Genomic DNA, 23,645 nt, shown 5'->3' with positions numbered 1-23,645 from the left:
ATATTGCGTAAAGGGTTGGCTACTTTATGAAGTTAGCTACTCTATGAGTAAAGTGACCAGTGCTGACTTTGAATACGAGCCATGAAGTGGCGTAGATCGCCTTCAAGTGGTCGATCTTCTACGATAAATTCAAACTCTTTAAGTACTTCATCGCGAATGTGCTTTAGGTTTTCACTCATGTGGTGCTCATCAAGCTCATTGTGGCGTTTACGAAGCTCAAGCGCTTGTGTACCCGCCAGAAGTGACGCTGCCGCTACTTGTTCAGTCAGTTCAAGAACACGCAGACAATCACGAGCCGCAATGGTGCCCATGCTGACTTTGTCTTGGTTGTGACACTCGGTTGAACGAGAGAACACGCTTGCTGGCATGGTGTGTTTCAATGCCTCTGCTGTCCAAGCTGAAACGCCAATCTGTACCGCTTTGAAACCGTGGTTGATTGGTTTACGTTCGCCTTCAACACCCGTTAGGTTAAATGGTAAGCCGTTGTTGAACTTGTAATCCATCAACTGCGCCATTTGGCGATCAAGCAGGTCAGCAAGGTTGGCTACCGCTGTTTTTAGTGTATCCATTGCCATTGCGATATGGCCACCGTAGAAGTGTCCACCGTGCAGTACGCGTTCATTGTCGCCATCGATAATCGGGTTATCGTTAGCGCTGTTTAGCTCGTTCTCAATCATTTGGCGTAGCCAAGGTAGTGAGTCTTGAACGACACCGATAACGTGCGGTGCACAACGCAGTGAGTAACGATCTTGTAGGCGATCACTGTTGCGTGGCGGGCGATCCGCTTGCAGGTCATCACGCAGCCATGCCGCAACTTGCTGTTGACCTGGATGAGGCTTAACAGCAAATAGCGCTTCATCGAAGTGGAAATCGTTACCTTGCATACCCACAGATACCATAGCGGTGATCTTAGTTGATAGCTGCGCTAGATATTCCGCACGTTTGTAGGCGATACAAGCCAAAGCCGTCATTACTGACGTGCCATTCATCAATGCTAAGCCTTCTTTTGGCTTAAGCTTGATAGGGCTAATTCCTAGTTCTTTGTAGACGTCACTTGTAGGGCGAACTTCGCCTTTGTAGATAACATCGCGCTCACCAATCAGTGCAGCCGCTAAGTAAGACAGCGGCGTTAAATCGCCACTGGCGCCAACCGATCCTTCTTGAGGAATACGCGGTGATATATCTTGGTTGATCAGAGTAACGATCTGGTTGAGCAAATCGTGAGTCACACCAGAGACACCTTGCGATAAAGAACAAAGGCGCGTTGCTAATACCGCACGAGATTGTCCGTGAGACAGTATTTCGCCTAAACCACAGCCGTGAAAACGTGTTAAATGCAGTGGTAGTTCATCAACTAGGTTTGGCGGAATCGCAACGGTACATGAGTCACCGTAGCCCGTTGTCACACCATAGATCACGCCTTCTTCTTTCAATAGGCGTTCTAAAAAAGCGACACCACGGTCGATTTTTGATGTGAATGCTTCACTTGAGTTCATCGAGGCTTTTGCGCCTTGTGAGATAGCGACAACATCCTCAATCGTGAGGCGTTCGGCACCAAAGGTGATGCTATTTGGATTCTTTTTCGTCATGGTGCTTGCTCAATGTCCAAAAATTAAAAAAGTTGTACCACTGAAGCGGTGCTTTCAGTGTGTAGTGCTCAAGTCGATTTGCGTATTTTTGCACGACTTGCTGTAAAGATTGTTCGCGTGTCTTTCTTGGTAGCTCGATCTTGTCGCTAAAATGCTCGAAATAGACATTAAAGTGCGGTTTAGATTGTGAGTCGTCACGTAGCCCAAATAATAGGAATACTGGCGCTTTGAGAACCGAGGCTAACATAAATGGCCCTTGAGGGAAGGGTGCTTCCTTACCCAAGAACTCAGCCCATACTGAACGGCTCTCTTTGCTGGTGGAAGTTCTATCACCAACAATCACAATCCACTCGCCTTGCTCTAACTTTTGTTGCAATAAGATGGCGGTGTCTGGCCCCATTGAAGTTACTTGAATCAGGTTTAAATCAGACTGCGGGTTGACCGCTTTCATCACTGAATTAAAACGTTCAGCGTGCTCTGTGAATACCAGCGCATTGATTTTGATGTTCGAGTGTCTGCGGCCTAAGGCGCGGCACAGTTCGATATTGCCAAGGTGAGATCCTAGAATCAGCACACCTTGTTGGTTTTCCACCATGCTTTCGAATTGGTCTTGGCCATGAATCGTCAAATTATCTACCGAGAAATCACCTTTCCATGCCGCTAACTTATCTAGCATCGTATGACCAAACGAGAGCAGATGGTTATAACTGGTTAATTCAGCGGGTAACTCAATATTCTGTTGCTCTGCGTACGCCTTAAGTTGAAATAGGTACTGTTCTGAGGCGTTTCGCGCACGCTTACCCGTTAGATGGTAGTAACGCATCACACCGCGCAAAATAAGATTAAATACGCCTCGGCCTAACAAGGTATAAACAGCCAATAACAGTTTGATGCCCAGTACAGTGCCGCGTTCTTGAGTGCGAGACCAATGGGGTTGTTCTGACTCGCTCTTGTTTGATTCAGCCAAGGAATCTTGGTTTTGCCCACTTTTAACTGAATCTGTCTTGAAATGGCGAGCAATCAATTTTGGTGCTCTCGGCAGCATGCCGAAAAACAGTCTCGTGTGCATCCAGCTGATTTTCACGTTATCCCAAAGCGCATCGAAATGAGATATGCCGTTTTCAGGATAGATGACTCGCGTTTCAACGAAGTCGATGTCACAGCCTTCCCAATACAAGCGAACCAGAATCTCGATATCGAAGTCCATTCTCGAACCTACATCGTATTTATTCAGTACGGTTTGCGTCTTATCGATTGGATACGCTCTGAAGCCACACATGCTGTCTTTAATCGATAGAGATAGAGTTTCTATCCATACCCAGATGTGCGTCGCGTAGCGCCCGTAGAGCCTTGCTTTAGGCACGCTCTCGTCGTAGACAGGCTGGCCTGATATCAGACGTTGTGGCTTAGCTTGTGAGGCCTCAACTAATGCTGGCAAGGCTTCAAGGTCGTGTTGCCCGTCAGCATCAATTTGAATGGCATGACTAAAGCCGAGCTCTTGTGCTCGCTTGATGCCAGCCTTTACTGCGCCGCCTTTGCCTTGGTTTTGTTCAAGTGTCACCAAGGTTACGTTTGAGTTCTCTGCAAGGGGAGCCAGAAACTGTTTTGTGGTGAGTTCACTGCCATCGTCGACGATGATGATCGGCAACTCAAAGTGATGGAGTGACGACACCACAGCAGGCATGGTTGCACCGTGATTAAAGCACGGGATTAGGAAGCAAGCGTTGTAGTTGCTTTCTTTTAGAGTTGGTTGAGAAACAGCCTCGATGGGAGCGCTATTCACTTTTCTCTCCCAGCTTCATTTTGCCTGAAGAGTGAATCTGTTCGCCGTTGTTTGAGGTGTAACTAAAGCTCAGTTTGTCTTTGTCAGCGTCCCACTTTAATGACAACTGAATGGTCGAGTCTGGCAGGATCGGTTCTTGGAATTTGATGACTTCCATGCCTTTAAAGAAACCAGGGACACTCAGTTCTTGGACTGCATAGTAAAGCGCCCAATCAATCTGTGTAACACCCGGAAGAATAGGGAAGCTTTTGAAGTGCCCCTTAAAATCGGTGATGTCTCCAGTTACATGGAGGGTCAGGGTCGATTCATTCTCTGCAGTGTCAACAGCAATGATGTTTGGCTTTCTCTTATCCATAGCGTGTGCTTAGAATCCTTGGGCTGAAAATAGGTGTTTTGACAAAAATATAAAAAGATAAACTCAGTGTAAAACACGATAAGCGATTTCTATGATTTTATTAGCTGTTCGATATGAGAGGTTAATCGCTTGCCTTGGCTGTTGAGGGAAATCTCATCAACCACACGATACTTTCTCGGGATGGCGATTGGCTCTAACCATTTTCTGAGTTCTGAACGCAGCATCAACCAGAACTTGCCTCTGCTCATGGTCGCGAGTGTCGCTTGGCCTTCGTCTGATAATACCAAAACCGACGCTAAGATTAAGCGCTCAGGTTCTTCAAATGGAATCACCACGCATTCACTTACCCAAGGCAGTTGCTCTAGTCGTTTTTCGACTTCAACCAGAGATACTCGTTTTTCTTCTATCTTGATCACTCGGTCGGTTCGGCCTTTCAATATAAATTGATTCTCCGAGACCATTTCGCACTCATCGGCGGTTTGGTACCAGTTATTGTTATCGATGTAGGGCGACAATAACTTAATGCAATTCTCACTGTTGAGACTTGCCTCAATACAGTCAAAAAGTTGCCAAGGTGTTTGAGCGCTCTCTTGCTGGCGAAATGCGATACCACCAGTTTCTGTGCTGCCAAAAACCTCGATAGGTAAATGACCAAGCAGATTCTGTGATTGGTGAGCCGATTCAGTCGGTAATGGGCCACCTGAAGAGAACACACCAGCAAGCTGCGCGGTATTGGTCTCATGCTTTAATCGTTTGAGTAGAGCTGGGCTGCTGATCAGCACACAGTTTTTATTGGCGTGAGAAAGGATCTGCTCAGGGTACTCAAGGTTGTTTCTCGCAAATGGAACGCCAGAACAGAGCGGCCATAAGATTCTAAACAGCAAACCATAGATATGTTGATGCGAAACCGTGCTGTGAACTCGATTGCCTTTGATCAACTCTCCCCAGTTCTTATCTAGCTGAGCTGTTTCAATATCTAGGTGTTCTAGTGTTTTATTGATTGCCTTCGGCGTACCGCTTGAACCTGAAGTAAATAGGGTCAATTGGATTGCTGCTAACACAATGGCGGGAAGATTATCGGTTAGAGGATCGCGGGTTTCGGTGTCTAATAAGGTTTGGATATTGCGAACTTCACTTACTTCCACTGCACCAATCGCTTCATCAACCAACAGACAGTCAAAATGTTCACTCAGCTCGGCAAGCGCACAAGGTTGATAGTTACCTGGCAAAATGATGTGTTTGCGGCTGACGGCACATGCCAAAAAGGTCACCGAAAATAGGTAGCTGTCTTGGGTACAAATCGCAACTCGTTGAAAAGGGGATGAAGATAAAAGGTGCACGAGTTGAGATAAGTCGGCGTTAAAGGTTTGCCACGTAATCTCGCTATTGTCGTCAAAGCAGACAATCGATTCAGGGGCTCTTGTTTGGCTGAGAAGTTCAGACAACGAGATGTAAGATACGGTTTGTGTCATAACAATTTAACTCTGACGAATGCGCTGTCTTACTACCCACTCTCCTGCAAAGAGTAACCCTGCGAATAAATAGCTGAGTAAGCCATTGTATAGGGTCCATATTTCAAGAGGTTGGAAGCAGGTATAAAGGGCAATAGAGCCATTAACAACAAAGAACAAACACCAAACTTTGGTGACTTTTCGTGTGTAATCAATGCCACTTTGCGGAAGTTCAGGCTCTTGGAGTCGAGCAAGACGCTCGATAATCGTTTGCGGTTGCCAAAGGCTTGAAGCGAACACAACCAACATACAAACGTTAACGATGACGGGGTAATAAGTTAACCAGCCATGCTGCTTGAAGGTTAATCCTAATGCCAGCAGAACAATCCCGGCACTACCACTGATCCAAGCTAAGTGTTTTAGCTCTTTGATTTTAGCCTGACCGCCAGTGAAAATACGGACAGCAAAGATAACGGCCAAGACGATACCAACGGTTTGTAGGCCAAACTTGTTGAGTCCAAAGTAAACCGCTATTGGATAAGTGAAAAGTATGATTGCCGACAGTAAAGTCAGCAGAGGACGCATTATGCGTCCTTCAATAGTTCAACCACAGACTCTACAACGTCATTAACGGTGCGTACTGCTTTGAACTCTTCAGGTTTGATCTTCTTACCTGTTACGTTCTGTAGGTGAACGACCAAATCAACCGCATCAATGCTGTCTAGGTCTAGATCAAGATAAAGGTGTGCTTCAGGCGTGATATCTTCAGCATCAAGCTCGAACAGCTCAATCAGCGCATCTTTAACCTGGTTGTATACTTCTTGTTGGTTAGCTTGTGTCATAAAGATCTGTCTAGTTGTTCGTTTGAGATGAGATGTAATTTGCTAGGTTTTCAACGGATGCAAAGTGCTGGCGAGTGTTTGAATCGTCGGCATCGATAACGATGTTGTACTTCTTCTTGATAGCAAGACCAAGCTCTAGCGCATCAATAGAGTCTAATCCAAGTCCATCACCAAATAGTGGAGCTTCCGTTTCAATCTCATCAATACTCATGTCTTCAAGGTTCAATGCGTCGATGATCAGTTGTTTCAGTTCGTTGTGTAATGTTTCCACTTTGGCCTACTTAATGCTTTATCTGAATGCTGCTTTAAGGGGGCGATTCTACATTATGCGATGTATTTTCGAAATGCTGATATCGCCAGTTGCTTTATTGATGAGCTAAATACTTTCTTCGGAAGGGAAAATAGAGTGTGCAAGGTGATGATTAAGGCGCCTTGCTGCCGAAGTTAAGTTATTTGAATTATCAATAAATGGTGCGACTTCTATTTTACCTTTCACCGCGATATGAAAAAAGGGTTTCGTCGCAGGAACTTGATACCATTTTTTCTCTTTCGTTAAGAATGTCGGAGAAACCGTAATATGAATCACGCGTAAATCGGTCTGTGTTCGCGTGGCTATTTGCGCCGCACCACGTTGTAAGGATGGTTCAATTCCTGGCGTTGTGCGAGTGCCTTCGGGAAAAACCAGCAGCACATTGCCACGTGAGAAACGTTCTTCACAGCGCTCTAAAAGATCGTCAGGGGCTTGGTTGGGGATATAACCCGCCGCTTTGACAATCCTTTTCATAAAAGGGTTTTCCCAAATAGCGGCCTTAACGAGGCAATCACATTGAGGAAGTTGAGAAGCGATCAGCACATAGTCGATCAAGCTAGGGTGATTAGCGACGATTATGCAGTTACGATCTTCACGTAATAGATCCGCGCCATCAATTCGGTAATCAATCGCGCCGGTGAACTTCATGATTTGGCAAAAGGCGTTGAATGAGAAACGAATCAATCGCTGCGCTTTAAGCTCTCTTTTGATGATATTGGGAGTCGTTAGCGCGATAGTGGGTAAGATTAAGAAGCTCAATACTAGGCCACCAAAACCAAAGATGGTAAAGCACAACCCTGTCGCGAATACTCGCCAATATTGGTCCACTTTACTCATGACTGTGGGCCTGTCTCGGTGTTATTTACCCATGACCAAGTTTGGTGCTTGCCAGCTATAGCCCACTTATTTGTACCCAATAAGATATGTTGGAGCGTTTGTAGCCCTTGTGGTAACACGGAAGCTGCTTGGTTGGCTTCTACTGTTCTAGTAATAGAGTATTCACTGCCAGCGGTAAGCACGAAGCCCAGAGCGTAATCAGCATAGTGTTGTGTTTCGTATTCTTGGTAAAGCTCAGGCAAAGGCTGGTCGAAGTCAATGACGAGTACACGATGTGACGGGTACTGATGTAGGTAAAGATAAGCTTCGATTAGAGCATTGTGGAAAGTATCTTGCCCTGCGGCGATTGAAGTCAGTGGAATCGGCGCTTTGGCGGCAATTGTGGTTAGACCGGCAGCGGTATTATGTACCGACTGTGAGAACGCCATCGGCGAGGCATCGTCACCTTCTAATATCGACTGAATCAAAGTGGCGGTTCGGTGCAGCTCACCATGTCGGCTAGCAAAAACCAGATAATCAATCGCGGTGTCTTTTAATAGGGTTAACGCGGTTTGGACGGCAAGTTTGCTTTGCACACTCATTCGGCGACGCATCATTGGAGGAATAGCTTTAAATTCAGTCGAACCATCTTGTGGCCAATCTAAATTAGTGCTCCACGTTTGCCATTGGGCAACAGAATTGAGACCAGCCGAATTTGCAGACCATTTCTCAATATTAAACGACATTAATTGGGATTGATTTGACATAGAGTATTGATTTGCTTTGGGTCTAACTAAATACTATGCGCTTATAAATAAACACAGATAAGGAATTTAAATGAAATTACTAAAAATAGCGGTTTCAATGTTATTCATATTCGTTCTTGCAGGATGTGGACGCGTCCAACCTGTAATGAATGTTGAGGATACTCCAGTTGCACTGAATCTTCAAAGTAAACAGGTTAAATCAGCTATTTATGAATCCGCTGAAAATCGAGGCTGGTTGGTTTCAGAAATAAAGCCTGGCTTGATACGTGCTGAGTTGTATGTTCGTTCGCACCACGCTGTGGTTGAAATTCCTTATAGTAATAAGTTTTACTCTATTCTTTACGTTGAGTCAGAGAATTTGAAGTACGACGATGGTGAAATACACCGTAATTACAACCGTTGGGTTAATAACTTAAACGTTGATATTAAACGTAAGCTTGCACAAATGGCAGCTGAGTAACTCTCTATTATTTAAAGTTAGGTTTTTCGTGTCGGAATATAAATTAGATCCATTCAACGCATTAGAAGCAAAAACAGAAGCGCAGAAATTGTCTTTCGCTCCTATTGTTTTTCATACTGCTCGTACACTTCGTGATTTAGGCATCTTGAAAGCGTTAGATGACGCGGACAACGAGGGTTTGCCAGCAGGGTGCATCTCTGAATCAACCGGTGTCTCTGAGTACGGCGTGAAAGTTCTGCTCGATATGGCGTTAAGTGCGCATATTGTTACTTGGGACAAACCTAACTACAAAATGGCCAATCTTGGGTTCTACCTTCTGCACGATGGCATGACCAACGCAAACATGGATTTTACGGCCGATGTTTGTTACGCCGCGATGATGCATCTAACCGAAGCGATTGAAGAGGGCACACCTGCTGGTTTGAAAGAGCTTGGAGATTGGGAAACCATTTATCAAGGTTTGTCTCAACTGCCAGAAAAAGCCAAAGAGAGTTGGTTCAAGTTCGATCACTTCTATTCTGATCGCTCGTTCCCAGTATTACTTGAAAAAGTCTTCAGCAAGAAACCTAAATCGCTGGTGGATATTGGCGGCAATACAGGCAAGTGGGCAATGCAGTGTTGCAACCACAATTCTGATGTTGAAGTGACGATTGTTGATTTGCCACAGCAGTTAGAAATGGCAATGGCAAACGCAACGCAGCATGGTCATCAAGACCGAGTAACGCCATTCCCAGCGAATATGTTGGATAAGCAGCAAGCGCTGCCAATGGGCGCGGATGTGTGGTGGATGAGCCAGTTCCTTGATTGCTTCTCGCCAATGGAGATTCTGAGTATATTAAAGCGTGTTCGCTCTCATATGTCAGAAGACGCGACTGTCTATATCCTTGAACTGTTTTGGGATGCACAGAAATACGATGCGGCTTCTTATAGCTTAAACGCGACGTCTCTCTACTTTACCTGCTTGGCAAATGGCAACAGCCGTTTTTACCGCAGTGAAGATTTCTTAGAGATCGTTGAAGAAGCGGGCTTTGAAGTGGTAACTCGCACCGACGATATCGGTCTTGGTCACACGCTTCTTGAATTGAAAGCTGGCGCGCAATAAAAATAACAAACATGGCTTAAATAATGAAAAAACTATCAACTCAAGTGGTGATTATCGGAGCTGGGCCGTCAGGTTCAATTGCAGCGTCTTTGCTTCATAAAAAAGGCATCGATGTTCGAGTGATTGAAAAGAGCGTATTCCCTCGCTTTTCTATTGGTGAAAGCCTATTACCCGCTTGCATGGAAGTGATTGAACAGGCTGGGATGACTGACGCAGTAATCAACGCCAACTTCCAATACAAAGATGGCGCAGCCTTTCGCAAAGATGGTGTTTATACGGCGTTCAATTTTGAAGACAAGTTCTCTTCTGGTCCAGGAACCACGTTTCAGGTTCAGCGAGGTGCCTTTGATAAGGTTTTGGCAGATACGGCTGAGTCGCAGGGTGTCAGCATCGATTACCAACATGAGTTGATGGGTATTACTTTCACCGACGACAGCACCATCTTAGATGTGCAAGTGTTGGATGGAGAGCGCTATCAGCTAGAAGCGCAATACGTTTTAGATGGCAGTGGTTTTGGCCGAGTGCTACCGAAAATGCTTAACTTGGAAGAGCCGTCATCACTTCCTCCACGCAAAGCTATTTTTACGCACATTAACGATCATATTGCAGAGGTTGATACCGACCTTGAATATGACCGCAATAAAATCTTGATCTCAGTGCACCCAACTAATCCTGATGTTTGGTATTGGTTGATCCCGTTTAGTAACGGTGTTTCTTCGTTTGGTATTGTCGGGGAGCCTAAGTTCTTTGAATCATACCCACAAGATAAGATTGCCGCGATTAAGCAACTGGCAACAGAAGAGCCGGGTTTGGCTGAGATACTGGCAAATGCAGAGTATCCGAACCCTGCGGGCGAAATCGGTGGTTATTCTGCCAACGTAAAGCACCTGGCAACAGACAAGTATGCGCTGCTGGGTAATGCCGGTGAGTTTCTTGACCCCGTATTTTCATCCGGCGTGACGATTGCGATGAAGTCAGCTCAGTTTGCGGTTGAGTGTGTTGAAAAGCAGCTTAACGGTGAACACGTCGATTGGGAGCGCGATTATGCCGATCCGTTGATGGTTGGCGTAAACACCTTTAGAACGTATGTTGAGGGGTGGTACTCAGGTACTTTGCAGGATGTGATTTTTTATCAAGATCCAAACCCAAAGATTAAGCAGATGGTGTGCTCAATTCTGGCGGGTTACGCATGGGATCAAGCCAACCCTTATGTGAAAGAGTCTAAGCGCAGACTTAAGACATTGGCAGAGATATGCCGAAGCTAGATGGTCTATTTAGTGTGTGGACAACACGCTAAAGCGCCAGGATGCCTAGCCTAAAAATAAAAACAGCCGCAATGTGCGGCTGTTTTTGTATGTGAACAATACAGGTAATCAACCTAATTGCATTCTAGATTACTTCAGATCGATGCTGTTCAATCGTCCCATAAAGACAAGTAGATCAATCACGTCTTTGTGGGCATCAAGCAGGGCGCGTTTGGTTTGGCTATAAGCGGCAAGTCTGCCGTGCTTTCTAATGGAGCACACCTTGGTTTTGTATTTGTAGTCGCCGTTTTCTGAGAATACACGCCACTTAGCGATGTAACACTCGTCGCGGTGTTCAGGATCACTCTGAGTTGGATTTGGCTTAAATACAATTTTGGGTTCTAGACTATGAGGTAGACGCGTCATCAGGTAGGGCTCTTTGAGGACTTTGGGCCAAAACTTACCCCAAAGCTGTCTGCCTAGTTCATCTCTTAATTTAATGGTTTTCTTCAGTGCTTTGTCTTCACCCATACGAACAAAACCGACCGACCGATGCAACACCGTATCTTCGGGAGTATGGATGTGGATCTTAAAAGCGGTTTTACCTTTCGAGATAAAGCGGTAACCGGTAGCACCAATTAGATTATTCTGACTCATAGTTTGCTAAGTGATGATTATGTTATTAATAAGATTACGCCAAATACTGCAAAACCGAAACTAATACCCATGAAAAAAATAAAGCCTTAACAAAAGTGCTAAGGCTTTATTAGAAACTATGAGACGGGCGTGTCGCTAACTACATGATTTTCTGCATCACATCACCAATTTGAATGCTTCCTGCAAGGCTTGGTTGGTCGATAGTTAGTTCTGCTTCGTTTTCATAAACGCGAGAAACCGTCAGCGTGATATCGCTTTGAGATACCTTATTACGTGGTAAACCGCGTTGGTCAATAAACGAACCGGTGTGCCATAGCTGCAGCTTGTCACCTTGTTGAACACCATGCATTCGACCTAAATCAATGGTCACAGTGTTACCAAATACTGCAGCCACCTCTGGAAGTGTGATCTTACATGACACTTCAGATTCTAAGTCCAACATAATATTGCGGCTAACACGCAGCATCATACTGCCGTAGGTTGATGCCCAGAAACGAGCACTGCGGGTGTCCACTTCACTGGTCTTAGCAAATGGCCACTTTGCCACTTCACGATAGCTACGGTTGTAAACCTGATGTCCTGTTTTGCCATCGAAGACTTGCATCTCTAACGCAAACTGACGATTGATGATGTCATCTTTCAAAAGCTTGGATTCGATGGTCGCGGTTAAATCGGTAATGTCGCCACCAATGATGTACTGCGCGCCAGTATCTTGGGCGATCATCTTGATCACCTCTGGTCGACGCTTGTCGATATCGTAATTGGTCGTGCCAACGGAAACAAAGCTGCGAGATTCTTGCGCCAGCTGTCGATCCACGACATGGCCAAAATCATCACCAATGTTATAGATTCTGCCCATCACTGCTTGTTGAGGGGAGGTCACATCAATGTTGCCGACCAAAAATGTCTTCTTGTATTGGCTCTCATGGCAAGCATTTGCCGAAGGATAGATGTCGATCCTTGCAGTGATCATTATATTGCCACTGCGCTTTTTCTCTTTTTCTACCAAGATGTAGCGCACTTCATGATTGGTAAATTGAAATTCTTTCTTGTTTGCGTCGAGGTACGGCGTGAGGTTGGAGATACTACCAATATCAGCACCTGAGAACTGGATCGCTTTATATACCGCGTCTTCTAGAGCATGGACCCTTGCCGTTTCTTCTGACGATACGATGGCTGCGGTACCGGTAACTTCATACCAAGAGGCATGAGCACTGAAGCATATGGTTATCAGTGAACTTATTGAAAATAAGTAAGAAATTATTTTTTTCATCTATTCGTTACCAGTTGGGTATAAATATTGCTTAACAAATAACTATAAGCTTGAAGCTGACTTAAGTGCGTTTTTCTTAATCTGAACCATTAATGAAAAGCAAAGACTGTTCCAACATTGTAATCCATTGAAAAGAATAATGGTGAGAACATATTGGAACAGGAAGCACTAAAACTATCTGGAGATAAGAGAATGAAAAAATGGCTCGTAGTAATGAGTGTCATGTTATTGACCTCATGTGCTTATTCGCCAATCTATAACGGCAAGTCTGAGTATTCAGGCAGTCAGTTTATGTTGATGGATAGCCCTCGTCATACCATGGATTTCTTCGTGGAAAGCATGACCGAAGATCTGATCATTTCGAATACGAGTATCTCAGCAAGAACTCCGATAGCGATTACTTCGTTTGTTGACCTACAACACATGGACACAACGAACTGGCTAGGAAACTCGGTATCAGAAGGTTTCATTCATCAGTTTCAGCGTCGTGGCTTCAAGGTTGTTGATTTCAAAACAACAGGTTCTATTCAAGTGACTCACCAAGGTGACTTCGCGTTAAGCCGCGATTGGAAAGACTTAGCTCAAGAGCAAGACGTACAGTACGTACTAACAGGCACTATGCTTCGCCAAGAAGGCGGTGTGTTAGTCAATGCTCGTGTTGTTGGCATGCAAACTCGGATTGTCGTGGCGACGGCACAAGGCTTCTTGCCTGCAGACCGTATTGGTCGTGACCTAGATACTCTAAACAGTATTCGAACTCAAGATGGCGTTATTATTCGTTCTGACCCAACGATCAGCCAGCCTTATACTGTTATTCTTCGCCCTTAGGAGTTCGAGATGAAGAAGTTAATATTTGTTGTTGCCGCTTTACTGCTCGTTGGCTGTCAGCCACTGCAAAACATGAGGCCAGACGACTACTTAGTTGCCGTTGGCTACGCGAGTATCAGCGAGCAGAAGGGACGTAACGACGAAGAAAGACGTATCCGTGCGATGAGAGCTTCCAAGATCGACGCCTATCGTGAACTTGCAGAACAAGTTTACGGTATGCGAGTGAGTGGTCGAGCAGAGCTTGAAGATCAACGCCTTGGTACGGAACGTACTTCTGGTGCGGTTGATGGCGTAATCCGCGGTGCAGAAGTGGTACGCAGCTACCCAGTGGGTGATAGCTATGTAACAGAGCTTCAGCTTGATATCCGTAAGATGGAGCAGCTACGTAATTACGGTGAAGTACAACCCGTACCTGAAAAGAGACAACAAACGTTGTTCTAGCCTAAGGGGCGTCTAGCTATAGGACTATCCAGTTATATTGGCTGCTTTCGTTTTCCAGATGGCGTATCGGCAACCAATAACTAATATGAATGTAAAAGCGGCAAGTATGAAAATACTTGCCGCTTTTTTGTGTCTGTCGATTTGTTCGGCGCATTTACCGATCTAGTGGGAGCTTTGACGGATGTCATGTTAAGGATAGGCTGAGATACAGATACAGATACAGATACAGATACAGATACGAGCAGGAAGGTGACTAAAGATATTATTGAATAGAGGGAGTTTAACTATGCTTTTACGTTGGTTCCCAGCGTAGAGATAGTATGCGTTTGACCACCGGCATTGTAGGTCATGCCAATTTTTCCGTGGCTTTGCTGCATCATATTGCTGAGTTTTTTGAAGCTAAGGTGTGCTCGATTCAAGGCTTCGCCATTAACAAGGTTCGCTTGCTGGCAATCGTGCACTATCGACTGGATCTTAGTGACTAACTGAGCAAGTTCAGGATTCTCGGTCAGCTCTGAGATATTGGTATGGGCTGCGATTCGCTGATCGGTTGATCTTAGTTGTTCAACTAGGACCACTTTTTCTTTGGCGATTCGCTCAATATCGTTTGATTGTCGGCTCGTAATAGCGGTTTTCTCTGAACTTAATAATTCAGATAAGGCTTTGGCATTTTGAAGTTGGAAATTAACTAAATCTGCTAGTGCCGCCATAACGTAAACCTATTTATAACCTCGTGTGCTTTAAGACAATCACTTCAATCAAAAGTGAGTGCTGACTTAAAGACCTTTTAATTCATCTTCGAACTTGATCATGTTGTCTGCCAGTTTTTCTGGATCGACAGTGTATGAACCGTTCGCAATTGCTTCTTTGATCGCTGCTACTTTCACAGAATCAAAGCTTGGCTGTGCTGCCATATCTTGGTGGAGCTGACCAATCGCTTTGCCTTGTTGGCTAAGTGAAACCGCATCTTTGCTTGCTGGTGATTTAGTTGATACATCAGAGCGTGATGCCTCAGAACTAGAATCAGAGCGTACTGCTGATCGGTTAGTGGTCGTTAGGGGTTGCCCTGAACGAATATTATCAATGCCTGCCATAGTTAAGCCTTTTTCTTCAAAAATGGGAACCTGTACAGTCAATATCGACCAAGGGTTCGAATACTTTAGCAATTTTTAGCTCAATAGTCGAAAAGGGACCAAACACCGCAGCCGTTATATTTGGCGTTAGAGTTGAGGCTGAAATCGCTAACGATACCGTCAATTTAGAAGTAAAGAGTTAAAAGTAAACCGTGACTTCAGACATGCTGGTAACAATCCCTTCAATTATACGCTGTGATTTATCATTTTTCACTCTTACTTGATCACCCATAGAGCCATCGGTAAGCGCAGTTCCTTTGGTGGTAATGGTCATGCCACCTTTTACTGCCTGTATGATAACCTTCTCGTTTCGGCACACGACACAGATATCACCTCTTTCTACAACATCGCCCGGTCTTAGGTTCTTTTTTACCTTAGCGCCGATGACCTGATGTGGAGCTGTGAAACCTTGGCGACGAAACTTGTTAAGAGAAATCATAGCGGTGGTGACATCGTATTGACCGACGATTTCGCCTCTCGCGAGTGAGCGAGTGGTGGTGACAAGAGGCACCGACATCGAAAGGCGAACGGGTACATAAACTCGCCACTCATCAGGAACACATTGCACTAAAACCGTAATACTGCTGCGGGTATTGGTGGTCGTTGAAGCGCTGGTCTCTAAAGGCACTGGGCAGTCTGTCGCTTTGATTCTTGAGTCAACATTTGCTGAATTAACAAAGAGTTCGCCACCTTGTGGCTGCTCAACCGTATCAAGGATATGTTGCTCCGCTGCAGACTGAATCATCTCAATTTGTTCTGGGGTCGCAGCTTGTACAAAAAAACTAAACAATATTGATAAAATGCCGATAAACTTAGCGACAGTTTTAAAAGTAGCTCTACACATTGCTATGGAAAGAGGTGGCAAATTTATTTTATAATACGTCATTCCGTTTCTCTGGTGGTTCGTAGCCTGCAGTAGACTAACACTTTTTATACAAAAAAGTTTGATATGGAGATGAGCTCATGACGGGTATTCTTGATTCGGTGAATCAGCGTACGCAACTCGTCGGTCAAAACCGATTAGAATTACTAACCTTTCGCCTAATGGGGCGTCAGCGTTACGGCATTAATGTCTTTAAAGTAAAAGAAGTGCTTCAATGCCCTAAGCTGACAAAGATGCCAAACTTGAACCCACTGGTTAAAGGTGTAGCACACATTCGTGGCCAAACGATCTCTGTGATCGACTTGAGCTTAGCGATCGGTGGCCGTCCTACAACGGATGTTGAAAAGTGTTTTGTGGTTATCTCTGAGTTTAACCGAACCATTCAAGGTTTCTTGGTAAGTTCAGTAGAGCGCATTATTAACATGCACTGGGAATCGATTCTTCCGCCGCCAGATGGCGCAGGTCGGGCTAACTACCTGACAGCGGTAACCAACATTGATAATGAATTGGTAGAAATTCTTGATGTTGAGAAGATCCTTGCAGAAATTTCTCCTGTTGATGAAACAATGGACAGCAAGATTGCTGAAGATATTGCGAAAGTAGAACAAGAGAAAGAATTGGTTCGCCGCATCTTGATTGCTGATGACTCGACCGTTGCTCGTAAGCAGGTTCAGCGTGCTATTGAGTCGATTGGTTTTGAAGTTATCTCGGTGAAGGATGGTAAAGAAGCCTATGAGAAGCTGATGCAGATGTCATCAGAAGGCAGTATTTACGATCAGATTTCATTGGTGATTTCTGATATCGAAATGCCAGAAATGGATGGATACACGCTGACTGCTGAGATTCGTCGTCACGCCGAACTTAAAGATTTATACGTAATTTTACACTCATCGTTGAGTGGTGTATTTAACCAAGCCATGGTTGAGCGTGTTGGAGCTAACTCCTTCATCGCTAAATTCAACCCGGATGAGCTTGGTGCAGCGGTAAAAGCTGCGTTAACTAACTAAAAGAGACATTAATGACTGCTATAACAATAAGTGATCAAGAGTATCGCGATTTCAGCCGTTTCTTAGAATCTCAATGTGGCATTGTATTAGGTGACAGCAAGCAGTATTTAGTGCGCAGTCGTCTAAGCCCATTAGTAACGAAGTTTAAGTTAGCTTCGTTGTCTGATTTGTTGAGAGACGTAGTAACAGGTCGAAACCGTGAGCTGCGTGTGGCTGCTGTCGATGCCATGACGACGAACGAGACACTTTGGTTCCGTGATACTTACCCGTTTGCTGTGCTGGCGGATAAGCTTCTACCGGAAATAGCGGCAAATAAACGTCCTATTAAGATTTGGTCTGCGGCAAGCTCTTCAGGCCAAGAAGCATACTCAATGGCAATGACGATTCTTGAAACTCAAGCTCGCAAGCCAGGTTTGCTGCCAAATGTATCGATTACCGCAACTGACATCTCAGCAAGTATGTTGGATATGTGCCGTACTGGCGCTTACGACAACCTTGCATTGGGACGTGGACTTTCTCCAGAGCGCCGTCGTACTTTCTTTGAAGATGCGGGCGATGGCCGTATGAAAGTGAAAGATAACGTCAAGCGCATGGTGAACTTCCGCCCTCAGAATTTGATGGACAGCTATGCATTGTTAGGCAAGTTCGACATCATTTTCTGTCGTAACGTGCTGATTTACTTCTCGCCGGATATGAAGTCAAAGGTACTTAACCAGATGGCAAATAGCCTGAACCCTGGTGGTTACTTACTATTGGGTGCGTCTGAATCGTTAACAGGCTTAACCGATCGTTTTGAAATGGTTCGCTGTAATCCAGGCATCATCTACAAATTAAAGTAACGAGCGGCACCCATATTAGGTGTAACGTTACCGTCTAAATTTAAAACCCAGCCAAGTGCTGGGTTTTCTTTTTCCTGCTTAAGCTATATCTTTAAGTCAGAGTGACATTCCAATTTACTCTATTTTTTGGCTTGTATATTGCAAGTTTACCCACGAGTAACCTGTAAAAGCATTGATAGACCGCCTTGTTTCAAAAGTTGGTATATATATTGCTTTGGTTATTTCATAACAGTCAGTTCTTGAGTTGAGGTTTACATGGCTATTTCTTTTGACAATGCTTTGGGCATTCACCAGCACACAGTTGGTGTACGTGAGCGTAACGCTGAGGTGCTTTCCACCAATATCGCGCAAGCAAACACGCCTGGGTATAAAGCAAAGGGACTAGACTTTAAGAAATCATTGCAAGCGGCAAGTTCTGGGGCAAGCATTGGTCTTAGCCGTACAGATGGTCGGCACATTTCTGCCTCAACAACGGTGAACGGGGAAACGAAGTATCGAATTCCTACACAACCTGATACAGGAGATGGCAACACGGTTGATTTGGATTTGGAAAGAAACCTTTTCATGCAAAACCAAATTAGGCATCAAGCCTCTCTCGACTTCCTAGGAAGTAAGTTCAAGAATTTAACTAAAGCGATTAAAGGGGAATAATTAGATGAGCTTATTTAATGTATTCAATGTGACTGGTTCTGCGATGAGTGCTGAATCTGTTCGTCTAAATACGACCTCGAGCAACCTTGCAAACGCGGACAGTGTAAGTAGTTCTGCTGAAGAAACTTACAAGGCTCGCCACGCAGTGTTCGGCGCTGAGTTAAATAAAGCACGCAACAGTGACCACACTGTGCCTGTGAAAGTACTAGGTATTGTAGAAAGCGATAAACCGCTGAGCGCGGAGTACAACCCGGATCACCCATTAGCGAACAACGAAGGCTACATCTACAAGCCTAACGTGAACGTTATGGAAGAGATGGCAAACATGATTTCGGCATCACGTGCGTACCAAACGAACGTACAGGTTGCTGACTCGAGTAAACAAATGCTGCTGCGTACGCTGCAGATGGGTCAATAAGGATAAGGAGGTAGCACATGGCTGGAATCAACAACAATGTTGGTCAAAGCGGCTTGTCCTATGTTGACCAGCTGAAGAGTCTTCAAGATGGCGCTAAGAAGCCCGACGAAACAACAGGTAAGCAGGATCTTAAACAAGAAGACTTCTTATCTTTGTTGACTAAGCAACTAGCACAACAAGACCCTTTCAAGCCGGTTAGCAATGACCAGATGATTGCGCAAATGGCTTCATTTGCGACCGTAGATGGCATTGGCAAAATGAATACACAGTTTGAAAGCTTGAATTCATCAATGACCTCTAACCAAGCACTTCAGGCATCCTCTTTGGTTGGCCGTGATGTATTGGTTCCTGGTGCGGCAGGTGTAAAACCCGGTGATGGCGGTATGGCGGCAATGGTTAAGCTTCCTCAGGCAATGGACAATGTAATGGTCCGTGTTGAGAACGAAGTTGGCCAATTAGTTCGCACATTTGATATCGGCTCTAAACCATCTGGTGATACACGTGTTGAATGGGACGGAAAAGACGAAGACGGTAACCCATTGCCGGCCGGTAAATACAACGTGAAAGCGTCAGGTTTGCTGGATGGCGAGAACACAGAGTTCCAAGTTTCCAGTTATGCGAACGTGAACAGTGTGCTTCTTGGTAAGGGCGATGGCAACGTACTACTCAATCTGGCTGGTTTCACATCGCCAGTACGACTTGCTGAAGTACTAGAAGTTGGTAAAGCGTAGCTCTTTATTGAGTGACTATGCTAGCTAGCTAGATAGATTAGGAGAATAATGGAATGTCATATGTAGCTTTAAGCGGCCTATCCGCTGCACAATTAGACCTGAATACAACCAGTAACAACATTGCGAACGCAAACACATTTGGTTTTAAAGAGTCTCGTGCCGAGTTTGGTGATGTTTATTCAAGCTCGTTGTTCACTAACGGAAAAACCACCCCTGGTGGTGGTGCGCAAGCTAGCCAAGTGGCGCAACAGTTCCACGAAGGTTCAAGTATTTATACGAACAACCCAATGGATTTGCGTGTAAGTGGTACAGGTTTCTTTGCAGTATCGAAAGATCGCATGGTGCCAGAGATTAACGAACTAACGCGTAATGGTGCATTTCACCTAAACAAAGACAACTACATGGTTACGGCTAATGATGAGTTTCTTTTAGGTTACGATGTGGATCCAAACTCGGGTGAAGTTCTTTCTTACGCGCCAAAGCCTCTCGACATTCCTGCTGAGTTTGGTAAGCCAAAACAGACAGAAAACATTGAAGTAGGGGTCAACCTTCCTGCAAATGGTGATCTTAAAGACCCGGCTGCATTTAACTACCAAGATGCTGATACTTATAACCGTGCAACGTCTTCGACGGTATACGATTCTATGGGTCAGTCTTACAAGTTAACGACTTACTACCTCAAAGATCAGACTCAACCAAACACTTGGCAAACGTACTACACCATGTCAGATGAGAATGGTGAGAAGCCATTGAACATTACTGGCGGTGATGCGACGAATGCAACAGGTCATGTTGGTCACACAATGAAGTTCAACAATGATGGTACGTTAGCAAGCCTAAACAGTGGTCAGCCAATTAACTCTGATCCTCTAGGGGCAGGTGCGAACCCAATTGACTTGAACGGTGCCGATCCAACACAGGTGCTTAAGTTTGGTCTGGATTCTTCAACTCAGTTTGCTGCTCCGTTTGAATTGACTAAGTTTGATGAAGATGGTGCGACAACAGGTTTCTTAACTAAAATCGATTTCGATGAGTACGGCAGTGTTCTAGGTACTTACTCAAATGGTGAAAACGTGATGCTTGGCCGTGTAGGCTTAGTTCGTGTACCAAATGAGCAAGGTCTAGATAAGAAAGGTGGCACTCAATGGGATTCTACTAATGACTCAGGTGACAAGATCTGGGGTGAATCGAACAAAGGTTCATTTGGTAGTATCAACAACGGCTCTCTAGAGCAATCGAACATCGATATGACTCAAGAATTGGTTGATTTGATTTCTGCTCAACGTAACTTCCAAGCGAACTCGCGTTCTCTAGAAGTACACAACCAACTGCAACAAAATATTCTTCAGATTCGTTAATCGTTTCGAACGTTTGAATCATCTGCGAATACCCAATTCAATGTTATTGAATTGGGTATTGTTGTTTGCTTTTTTGTTTGCCGCCTTTATTGCCGCCCGGTAATGCCTCTGGCAACAATGACTCCTCAATGATCCTTTAATGATCACCCCTCTTTGTTCTTTTTCTATTTAAGTTTCTGATAAATAACAGTTAAAAATATTGGCACAGTGTTTGCTTTATAAGCTCTAGAAAATGATTTTTTGGAGCAAAATTATGGATCGCGCACTGTTTCTTGCCATGAGTGGCGCTAAGCAAAATATGCAGGCTTTGCAGCTACGTGCAAACAACCTTGCCAACGTGAGTACAACGGGTTTCCGTGCTGATTTAGCACAAGCACGTTCAATGCAAGCGTATGGTGAAGGCATGCCTACTCGTGTTTTCAGTATGACAGAGCGTCCGGGCCATAATTTCTCGCAAGGTAGTGTGGTTACCACTGGCCGAGATCTCGATGTTACCGTTCAAGGTGATGGTTGGATTTCAGTTATGGATAACACAGGCCGCGAAGGTTTAACACGTAACGGCAACCTTAAGGTTGACCAAAATGGTTTGCTAACTAATGCAAGTGGCCATTTGGTGCTGGGTGAAAACGATGCGCCAATCACACTGCCCATCCCAATCAGTAAAGTAGAAATTGGTACTGACGGTACGATTTCGGTGATTCCTCAAGGCGCTCCAGCTGAAGAATTGGCCGTAGTTGATCGTATTAAGCTTGTACGTCCAGACAACCAAACTTTGTTTAAAGATACGAATGGTCTATTCCGTTCGAAAAACCCAGATCAGGCATACGAAGCAGATGCAGCGGTAACGTTGCTAAAAGGTGCTATCGAAGGCAGTAACGTAAATGCCGTAGGTGAAATGACCAGCTTAATTGACTTACAACGTCAGTTTGAAATGCAGGTCAAGATGATGAGCACAGCAGAGGAAATGGACAAGTCGTCTGATTCACTGCTTCGTATGAGCTAATAGAATTTAAAGGAAATTGCTATGCATCCAGCACTATGGGTAAGTAAAACAGGTTTAGACGCCCAACAAACCAATATCTCAACGATTTCGAACAACCTTGCCAACGCCTCGACCATTGGTTTTAAAAAGAGCCGCGCGGTATTTGAAGATCTGTTCTACCAGAACATCAACCAACCGGGTGGTCAATCGTCTCAGAACACTGAGCTGCCAAGTGGTTTGATGTTGGGTGCTGGTTCTAAAGTTGTTGCTACTCAGAAAGTGCACACGCACGGTAACGCACAAACAACGTCGAACAGCCTAGATATGATGATCGAAGGTGACGGCTTCTTCCAAGTTGAGATGCCAGACGGGGAAACGGGTTACAGCCGTAATGGTCAGTTTACTCTGAACGGTGACGGCGCAATCGTAACATCGGGCCAAGGTTACCCTCTACAACCAGAAATCGTGATTCCTGAAGACGCGATCTCAGTAACGGTTGGTAACGACGGTGAAGTATCGGTTCGTCTACGTGGTGAGCAAAACAACGTCGTAGTTGGCCAAATCACGATTACAGACTTCGTAAACCCAGGCGGTTTAGAGCCAGTCGGTCAAAACCTTTACTTACCGACTGGTGCGAGTGGTGACCCGCAAGAAGGTGTACCGGGCTTCGATGGCCTAGGTAACATTCGCCAGTCGATGCTAGAAACATCGAACGTAAACGTAACCGAAGAGCTGGTAAACATGATTGAAGCTCAACGTGTATACGAAATGAACTCAAAAGTTATCTCGTCAGTAGACAAGATGATGAGCTTTGTTAACCAACAGCTGTAATTGGTTTATTAGCCGTTTACTTATTCGAATTCATCAACGTGTTTCTACTAATTGATCCATTGATCCATTGATCCATTGATCCATTGACCACTGCCTGCTGAGAGTATATCGCCATGAAACGTATTTTTTGTTTAGCTCTGTTTATGTCTATGACGGGTTGTGCTGTGTTGGACCCGATAGAGACTCCAGCAGAAGAAAACGCAACCACAGTAGTTGATGCAGTGGAAGGTGATAAGTCGGCTGAAGAGAGCTCAGGCATTATCGACACGCTTCGTGGTAGAACCGATCCAATTGCAGGTGACCCTGCATGGGCGCCAATCAATCCAAAGCAGAAACCAGAGCATTACGCAGCGGCAACGGGTTCACTATTCAATGTTAATCATATTGGCAGCATGTACGATGACTCAAAACCGCGTGGTATTGGTGACATCATTACTGTGGCGCTAGATGAGAATACTCGAGCGACCAAAAAAGCCAACGCAGACATGTTTAAGTCGAACGATGCATCGATGGAGCCTTTGGCAGTTGGTGGTCAAGAGCTAACGATCGATAAGTACAACTTCTCTTACGATCTGAGCAACACCAATACCTTCGCTGGTGACGCATCAGCCAACCAAAGTAACAGCATCAGCGGCTACATTACCGTAGAAGTTATTGAAGTATTAGCCAACGGTAACCTAGTGGTTCGTGGTGAAAAGTGGATGACATTGAACACAGGCGATGAGTATATCCGCCTGAGTGGCACTATCCGTCCAGACGATATTGATTTCGAAAATACCATCGCTTCAAACCGTGTTTCTAACGCAAGAATTCAGTACTCGGGTACGGGCGTGCAGAAAGATATGCAAGAGCCTGGATTCTTGGCACGATTCTTTAATGTATCTCTGTAGGGCT

At 44.9% G+C, this 23,645-nt stretch carries 28 protein-coding genes; 14 read left to right on the top strand and 14 right to left on the bottom strand.

Annotated features, from left to right (window positions below; all coding sequences use genetic code 11):
- Window positions 1–41: 41 nt before the first annotated feature.
- From OCV19_RS12195 to OCV19_RS12155, 9 genes are all read right to left on the bottom strand, one after another.
- Entirely contained in the window at window positions 42–1,589 is a 1,548-nt protein-coding gene (locus tag OCV19_RS12195) for an HAL/PAL/TAL family ammonia-lyase (RefSeq protein ID WP_065675616.1), read from the bottom strand.
- Window positions 1,567–3,372 carry a glycosyltransferase family 2 protein gene (locus tag OCV19_RS12190; RefSeq protein WP_065675615.1) on the bottom strand — a complete coding sequence of 602 codons (1,806 nt, stop codon included), beginning with the start codon at window positions 3,370–3,372 and terminating at the stop codon, window positions 1,567–1,569. The genes OCV19_RS12195 and OCV19_RS12190 overlap by 23 nt, the downstream gene beginning before the upstream one ends.
- The gene (locus tag OCV19_RS12185; RefSeq protein ID WP_065675614.1) at window positions 3,365–3,727 is read right to left on the bottom strand and encodes an ApeI family dehydratase; all 363 of its coding nucleotides are present in this window, start codon (window positions 3,725–3,727) and stop codon (window positions 3,365–3,367) included. Before OCV19_RS12185 ends, OCV19_RS12190 begins: the two co-directional genes overlap by 8 nt.
- Window positions 3,728–3,816: 89 nt before the next feature.
- On the bottom strand, window positions 3,817–5,199 hold the full coding sequence (locus OCV19_RS12180) for an AMP-binding protein (protein ID WP_065675613.1): 1,383 nt from the start codon (window positions 5,197–5,199) through the stop codon (window positions 3,817–3,819).
- A 6-nt stretch (window positions 5,200–5,205) separates the two neighbouring features.
- Window positions 5,206–5,763: a COG4648 family protein gene (locus OCV19_RS12175; RefSeq protein WP_065675612.1), complete on the bottom strand. Its 558-nt coding sequence runs from the start codon at window positions 5,761–5,763 to the stop codon at window positions 5,206–5,208.
- The gene (locus tag OCV19_RS12170; protein ID WP_004739745.1) at window positions 5,763–6,020 is read right to left on the bottom strand and encodes an acyl carrier protein; all 258 of its coding nucleotides are present in this window, start codon (window positions 6,018–6,020) and stop codon (window positions 5,763–5,765) included. The genes OCV19_RS12175 and OCV19_RS12170 overlap by 1 nt, the downstream gene beginning before the upstream one ends.
- A 10-nt stretch (window positions 6,021–6,030) precedes the next feature.
- A complete protein-coding gene (locus tag OCV19_RS12165) occupies window positions 6,031–6,291 on the bottom strand; it encodes a phosphopantetheine-binding protein (protein ID WP_004736154.1) in 261 nt (86 codons plus the stop codon).
- Window positions 6,292–6,396: 105 nt separating this feature from the next.
- The gene (locus tag OCV19_RS12160; protein ID WP_065675611.1) at window positions 6,397–7,167 is read right to left on the bottom strand and encodes a lysophospholipid acyltransferase family protein; all 771 of its coding nucleotides are present in this window, start codon (window positions 7,165–7,167) and stop codon (window positions 6,397–6,399) included.
- Window positions 7,164–7,913: a beta-ketoacyl synthase chain length factor gene (locus tag OCV19_RS12155; protein ID WP_170926845.1), complete on the bottom strand. Its 750-nt coding sequence runs from the start codon at window positions 7,911–7,913 to the stop codon at window positions 7,164–7,166. Before OCV19_RS12155 ends, OCV19_RS12160 begins: the two co-directional genes overlap by 4 nt.
- A 70-nt stretch (window positions 7,914–7,983) precedes the next feature.
- On the opposite strand from OCV19_RS12155, the gene OCV19_RS12150 reads away from it, so the two are divergent.
- The 3 genes from OCV19_RS12150 to OCV19_RS12140 are packed head-to-tail and all read left to right on the top strand — an operon-like array spanning window position 7,984 to window position 10,740.
- On the top strand, window positions 7,984–8,373 hold the full coding sequence (locus OCV19_RS12150; protein ID WP_048611313.1) for a hypothetical protein: 390 nt from the start codon (window positions 7,984–7,986) through the stop codon (window positions 8,371–8,373).
- Between the two features lie 28 nt (window positions 8,374–8,401).
- Entirely contained in the window at window positions 8,402–9,475 is a 1,074-nt protein-coding gene (locus tag OCV19_RS12145; RefSeq protein WP_065675609.1) for a methyltransferase, read from the top strand.
- Window positions 9,476–9,498: 23 nt separating this feature from the next.
- A complete protein-coding gene (locus OCV19_RS12140; RefSeq protein ID WP_065675608.1) occupies window positions 9,499–10,740 on the top strand; it encodes an NAD(P)/FAD-dependent oxidoreductase in 1,242 nt (413 codons plus the stop codon).
- Between the two features lie 129 nt (window positions 10,741–10,869).
- Here OCV19_RS12140 and OCV19_RS12135 read toward each other — a convergent pair whose 3' ends face one another.
- A complete protein-coding gene (locus OCV19_RS12135) occupies window positions 10,870–11,376 on the bottom strand; it encodes a hypothetical protein (RefSeq protein ID WP_048611319.1) in 507 nt (168 codons plus the stop codon).
- Between the two features lie 139 nt (window positions 11,377–11,515).
- The gene (locus OCV19_RS12130; protein WP_065675607.1) at window positions 11,516–12,649 is read right to left on the bottom strand and encodes a flagellar assembly protein FlgT; all 1,134 of its coding nucleotides are present in this window, start codon (window positions 12,647–12,649) and stop codon (window positions 11,516–11,518) included.
- Between the two features lie 192 nt (window positions 12,650–12,841).
- Here OCV19_RS12130 and OCV19_RS12125 point away from each other — a divergent pair, with 192 nt between their 5' ends.
- Window positions 12,842–13,477 carry a FlgO family outer membrane protein gene (locus OCV19_RS12125; protein ID WP_017064137.1) on the top strand — a complete coding sequence of 212 codons (636 nt, stop codon included), beginning with the start codon at window positions 12,842–12,844 and terminating at the stop codon, window positions 13,475–13,477.
- Between the two features lie 9 nt (window positions 13,478–13,486).
- Window positions 13,487–13,918, top strand: a complete 432-nt coding sequence (gene flgP / locus OCV19_RS12120) for a flagellar assembly lipoprotein FlgP (protein ID WP_017062265.1) — start codon at window positions 13,487–13,489, stop codon at window positions 13,916–13,918.
- 284 nt (window positions 13,919–14,202) lie between these two features.
- Here the strand turns inward: flgP and OCV19_RS12115 are convergent, their stop codons facing one another.
- The 3 genes from OCV19_RS12115 to flgA form a co-directional block, all read right to left on the bottom strand.
- Window positions 14,203–14,628, bottom strand: a complete 426-nt coding sequence (locus tag OCV19_RS12115; protein ID WP_017064136.1) for a flagella synthesis protein FlgN — start codon at window positions 14,626–14,628, stop codon at window positions 14,203–14,205.
- A gap of 66 nt (window positions 14,629–14,694) precedes the next feature.
- A complete protein-coding gene (gene flgM / locus OCV19_RS12110) occupies window positions 14,695–15,012 on the bottom strand; it encodes a flagellar biosynthesis anti-sigma factor FlgM (protein WP_065675606.1) in 318 nt (105 codons plus the stop codon).
- Window positions 15,013–15,190: 178 nt separating this feature from the next.
- Entirely contained in the window at window positions 15,191–15,937 is a 747-nt protein-coding gene (gene flgA / locus OCV19_RS12105) for a flagellar basal body P-ring formation chaperone FlgA (RefSeq protein WP_065675605.1), read from the bottom strand.
- Between the two features lie 77 nt (window positions 15,938–16,014).
- Between flgA and OCV19_RS12100 the strand changes: the two genes are divergently transcribed.
- The 9 genes from OCV19_RS12100 (at window position 16,015) to flgH (ending at window position 23,641) form a co-directional block, all read left to right on the top strand.
- The gene (locus tag OCV19_RS12100) at window positions 16,015–16,941 is read left to right on the top strand and encodes a chemotaxis protein CheV (protein WP_019825285.1); all 927 of its coding nucleotides are present in this window, start codon (window positions 16,015–16,017) and stop codon (window positions 16,939–16,941) included.
- Between the two features lie 11 nt (window positions 16,942–16,952).
- A complete protein-coding gene (locus OCV19_RS12095) occupies window positions 16,953–17,780 on the top strand; it encodes a protein-glutamate O-methyltransferase (protein WP_065675604.1) in 828 nt (275 codons plus the stop codon).
- A gap of 255 nt (window positions 17,781–18,035) precedes the next feature.
- A complete protein-coding gene (gene flgB / locus OCV19_RS12090) occupies window positions 18,036–18,431 on the top strand; it encodes a flagellar basal body rod protein FlgB (protein WP_004736175.1) in 396 nt (131 codons plus the stop codon).
- A 4-nt stretch (window positions 18,432–18,435) separates the two neighbouring features.
- On the top strand, window positions 18,436–18,849 hold the full coding sequence (flgC, locus tag OCV19_RS12085; protein WP_019825280.1) for a flagellar basal body rod protein FlgC: 414 nt from the start codon (window positions 18,436–18,438) through the stop codon (window positions 18,847–18,849).
- A gap of 17 nt (window positions 18,850–18,866) precedes the next feature.
- Complete coding sequence (gene flgD / locus OCV19_RS12080; RefSeq protein ID WP_010439286.1) at window positions 18,867–19,580, top strand: flagellar hook assembly protein FlgD; 714 nt, start codon at window positions 18,867–18,869, stop codon at window positions 19,578–19,580.
- A 53-nt stretch (window positions 19,581–19,633) separates the two neighbouring features.
- On the top strand, window positions 19,634–20,938 hold the full coding sequence (gene flgE, locus OCV19_RS12075) for a flagellar hook protein FlgE (RefSeq protein ID WP_065675603.1): 1,305 nt from the start codon (window positions 19,634–19,636) through the stop codon (window positions 20,936–20,938).
- Between the two features lie 253 nt (window positions 20,939–21,191).
- Window positions 21,192–21,941: a flagellar basal-body rod protein FlgF gene (gene flgF, locus OCV19_RS12070; protein WP_060983620.1), complete on the top strand. Its 750-nt coding sequence runs from the start codon at window positions 21,192–21,194 to the stop codon at window positions 21,939–21,941.
- A 21-nt stretch (window positions 21,942–21,962) separates the two neighbouring features.
- Window positions 21,963–22,751, top strand: coding sequence for a flagellar basal-body rod protein FlgG (flgG, locus tag OCV19_RS12065; protein ID WP_004739713.1), 789 nt, complete (start codon window positions 21,963–21,965; stop codon window positions 22,749–22,751).
- 113 nt (window positions 22,752–22,864) lie between these two features.
- Window positions 22,865–23,641 carry a flagellar basal body L-ring protein FlgH gene (flgH, locus tag OCV19_RS12060; protein ID WP_065675602.1) on the top strand — a complete coding sequence of 259 codons (777 nt, stop codon included), beginning with the start codon at window positions 22,865–22,867 and terminating at the stop codon, window positions 23,639–23,641.
- The last annotated feature ends 4 nt before the right edge of the window (window positions 23,642–23,645 follow it).

The sequence above is a fragment of the Vibrio celticus genome, from assembly GCF_024347335.1.
GTDB classification, from domain to species: domain Bacteria; phylum Pseudomonadota; class Gammaproteobacteria; order Enterobacterales; family Vibrionaceae; genus Vibrio; species Vibrio celticus.
This window is presented reverse-complemented; position numbering and strand designations above follow the sequence as displayed.

Bases quoted from the DNA above. Each gene is read 5' to 3' on its own strand.
- OCV19_RS12195 (WP_065675616.1), bottom strand. From the start codon at position 1,589: ATGACGAAAAAGAATCCAAATAGCATCACCTTTGGTGCCGAACGCCTC.
- OCV19_RS12185 (WP_065675614.1), bottom strand. From the start codon at position 3,727: ATGGATAAGAGAAAGCCAAACATCATTGCTGTTGACACTGCAGAGAAT.
- OCV19_RS12180 (WP_065675613.1), bottom strand. From the start codon at position 5,199: ATGACACAAACCGTATCTTACATCTCGTTGTCTGAACTTCTCAGCCAA.
- OCV19_RS12175 (WP_065675612.1), bottom strand. From the start codon at position 5,763: ATGCGTCCTCTGCTGACTTTACTGTCGGCAATCATACTTTTCACTTAT.
- OCV19_RS12170 (WP_004739745.1), bottom strand. From the start codon at position 6,020: ATGACACAAGCTAACCAACAAGAAGTATACAACCAGGTTAAAGATGCG.
- OCV19_RS12160 (WP_065675611.1), bottom strand. From the start codon at position 7,167: ATGAGTAAAGTGGACCAATATTGGCGAGTATTCGCGACAGGGTTGTGC.
- OCV19_RS12155 (WP_170926845.1), bottom strand. From the start codon at position 7,913: ATGTCAAATCAATCCCAATTAATGTCGTTTAATATTGAGAAATGGTCT.
- OCV19_RS12150 (WP_048611313.1), top strand. From the start codon at position 7,984: ATGAAATTACTAAAAATAGCGGTTTCAATGTTATTCATATTCGTTCTT.
- OCV19_RS12140 (WP_065675608.1), top strand. From the start codon at position 9,499: ATGAAAAAACTATCAACTCAAGTGGTGATTATCGGAGCTGGGCCGTCA.
- OCV19_RS12135 (WP_048611319.1), bottom strand. From the start codon at position 11,376: ATGAGTCAGAATAATCTAATTGGTGCTACCGGTTACCGCTTTATCTCG.
- OCV19_RS12130 (WP_065675607.1), bottom strand. From the start codon at position 12,649: ATGAAAAAAATAATTTCTTACTTATTTTCAATAAGTTCACTGATAACC.
- OCV19_RS12125 (WP_017064137.1), top strand. From the start codon at position 12,842: ATGAAAAAATGGCTCGTAGTAATGAGTGTCATGTTATTGACCTCATGT.
- flgP (WP_017062265.1), top strand. From the start codon at position 13,487: ATGAAGAAGTTAATATTTGTTGTTGCCGCTTTACTGCTCGTTGGCTGT.
- OCV19_RS12115 (WP_017064136.1), bottom strand. From the start codon at position 14,628: ATGGCGGCACTAGCAGATTTAGTTAATTTCCAACTTCAAAATGCCAAA.
- flgM (WP_065675606.1), bottom strand. From the start codon at position 15,012: ATGGCAGGCATTGATAATATTCGTTCAGGGCAACCCCTAACGACCACT.
- flgA (WP_065675605.1), bottom strand. From the start codon at position 15,937: ATGACGTATTATAAAATAAATTTGCCACCTCTTTCCATAGCAATGTGT.
- OCV19_RS12100 (WP_019825285.1), top strand. From the start codon at position 16,015: ATGACGGGTATTCTTGATTCGGTGAATCAGCGTACGCAACTCGTCGGT.
- OCV19_RS12095 (WP_065675604.1), top strand. From the start codon at position 16,953: ATGACTGCTATAACAATAAGTGATCAAGAGTATCGCGATTTCAGCCGT.
- flgB (WP_004736175.1), top strand. From the start codon at position 18,036: ATGGCTATTTCTTTTGACAATGCTTTGGGCATTCACCAGCACACAGTT.
- flgC (WP_019825280.1), top strand. From the start codon at position 18,436: ATGAGCTTATTTAATGTATTCAATGTGACTGGTTCTGCGATGAGTGCT.
- flgD (WP_010439286.1), top strand. From the start codon at position 18,867: ATGGCTGGAATCAACAACAATGTTGGTCAAAGCGGCTTGTCCTATGTT.
- flgE (WP_065675603.1), top strand. From the start codon at position 19,634: ATGTCATATGTAGCTTTAAGCGGCCTATCCGCTGCACAATTAGACCTG.
- flgF (WP_060983620.1), top strand. From the start codon at position 21,192: ATGGATCGCGCACTGTTTCTTGCCATGAGTGGCGCTAAGCAAAATATG.
- flgG (WP_004739713.1), top strand. From the start codon at position 21,963: ATGCATCCAGCACTATGGGTAAGTAAAACAGGTTTAGACGCCCAACAA.
- flgH (WP_065675602.1), top strand. From the start codon at position 22,865: ATGAAACGTATTTTTTGTTTAGCTCTGTTTATGTCTATGACGGGTTGT.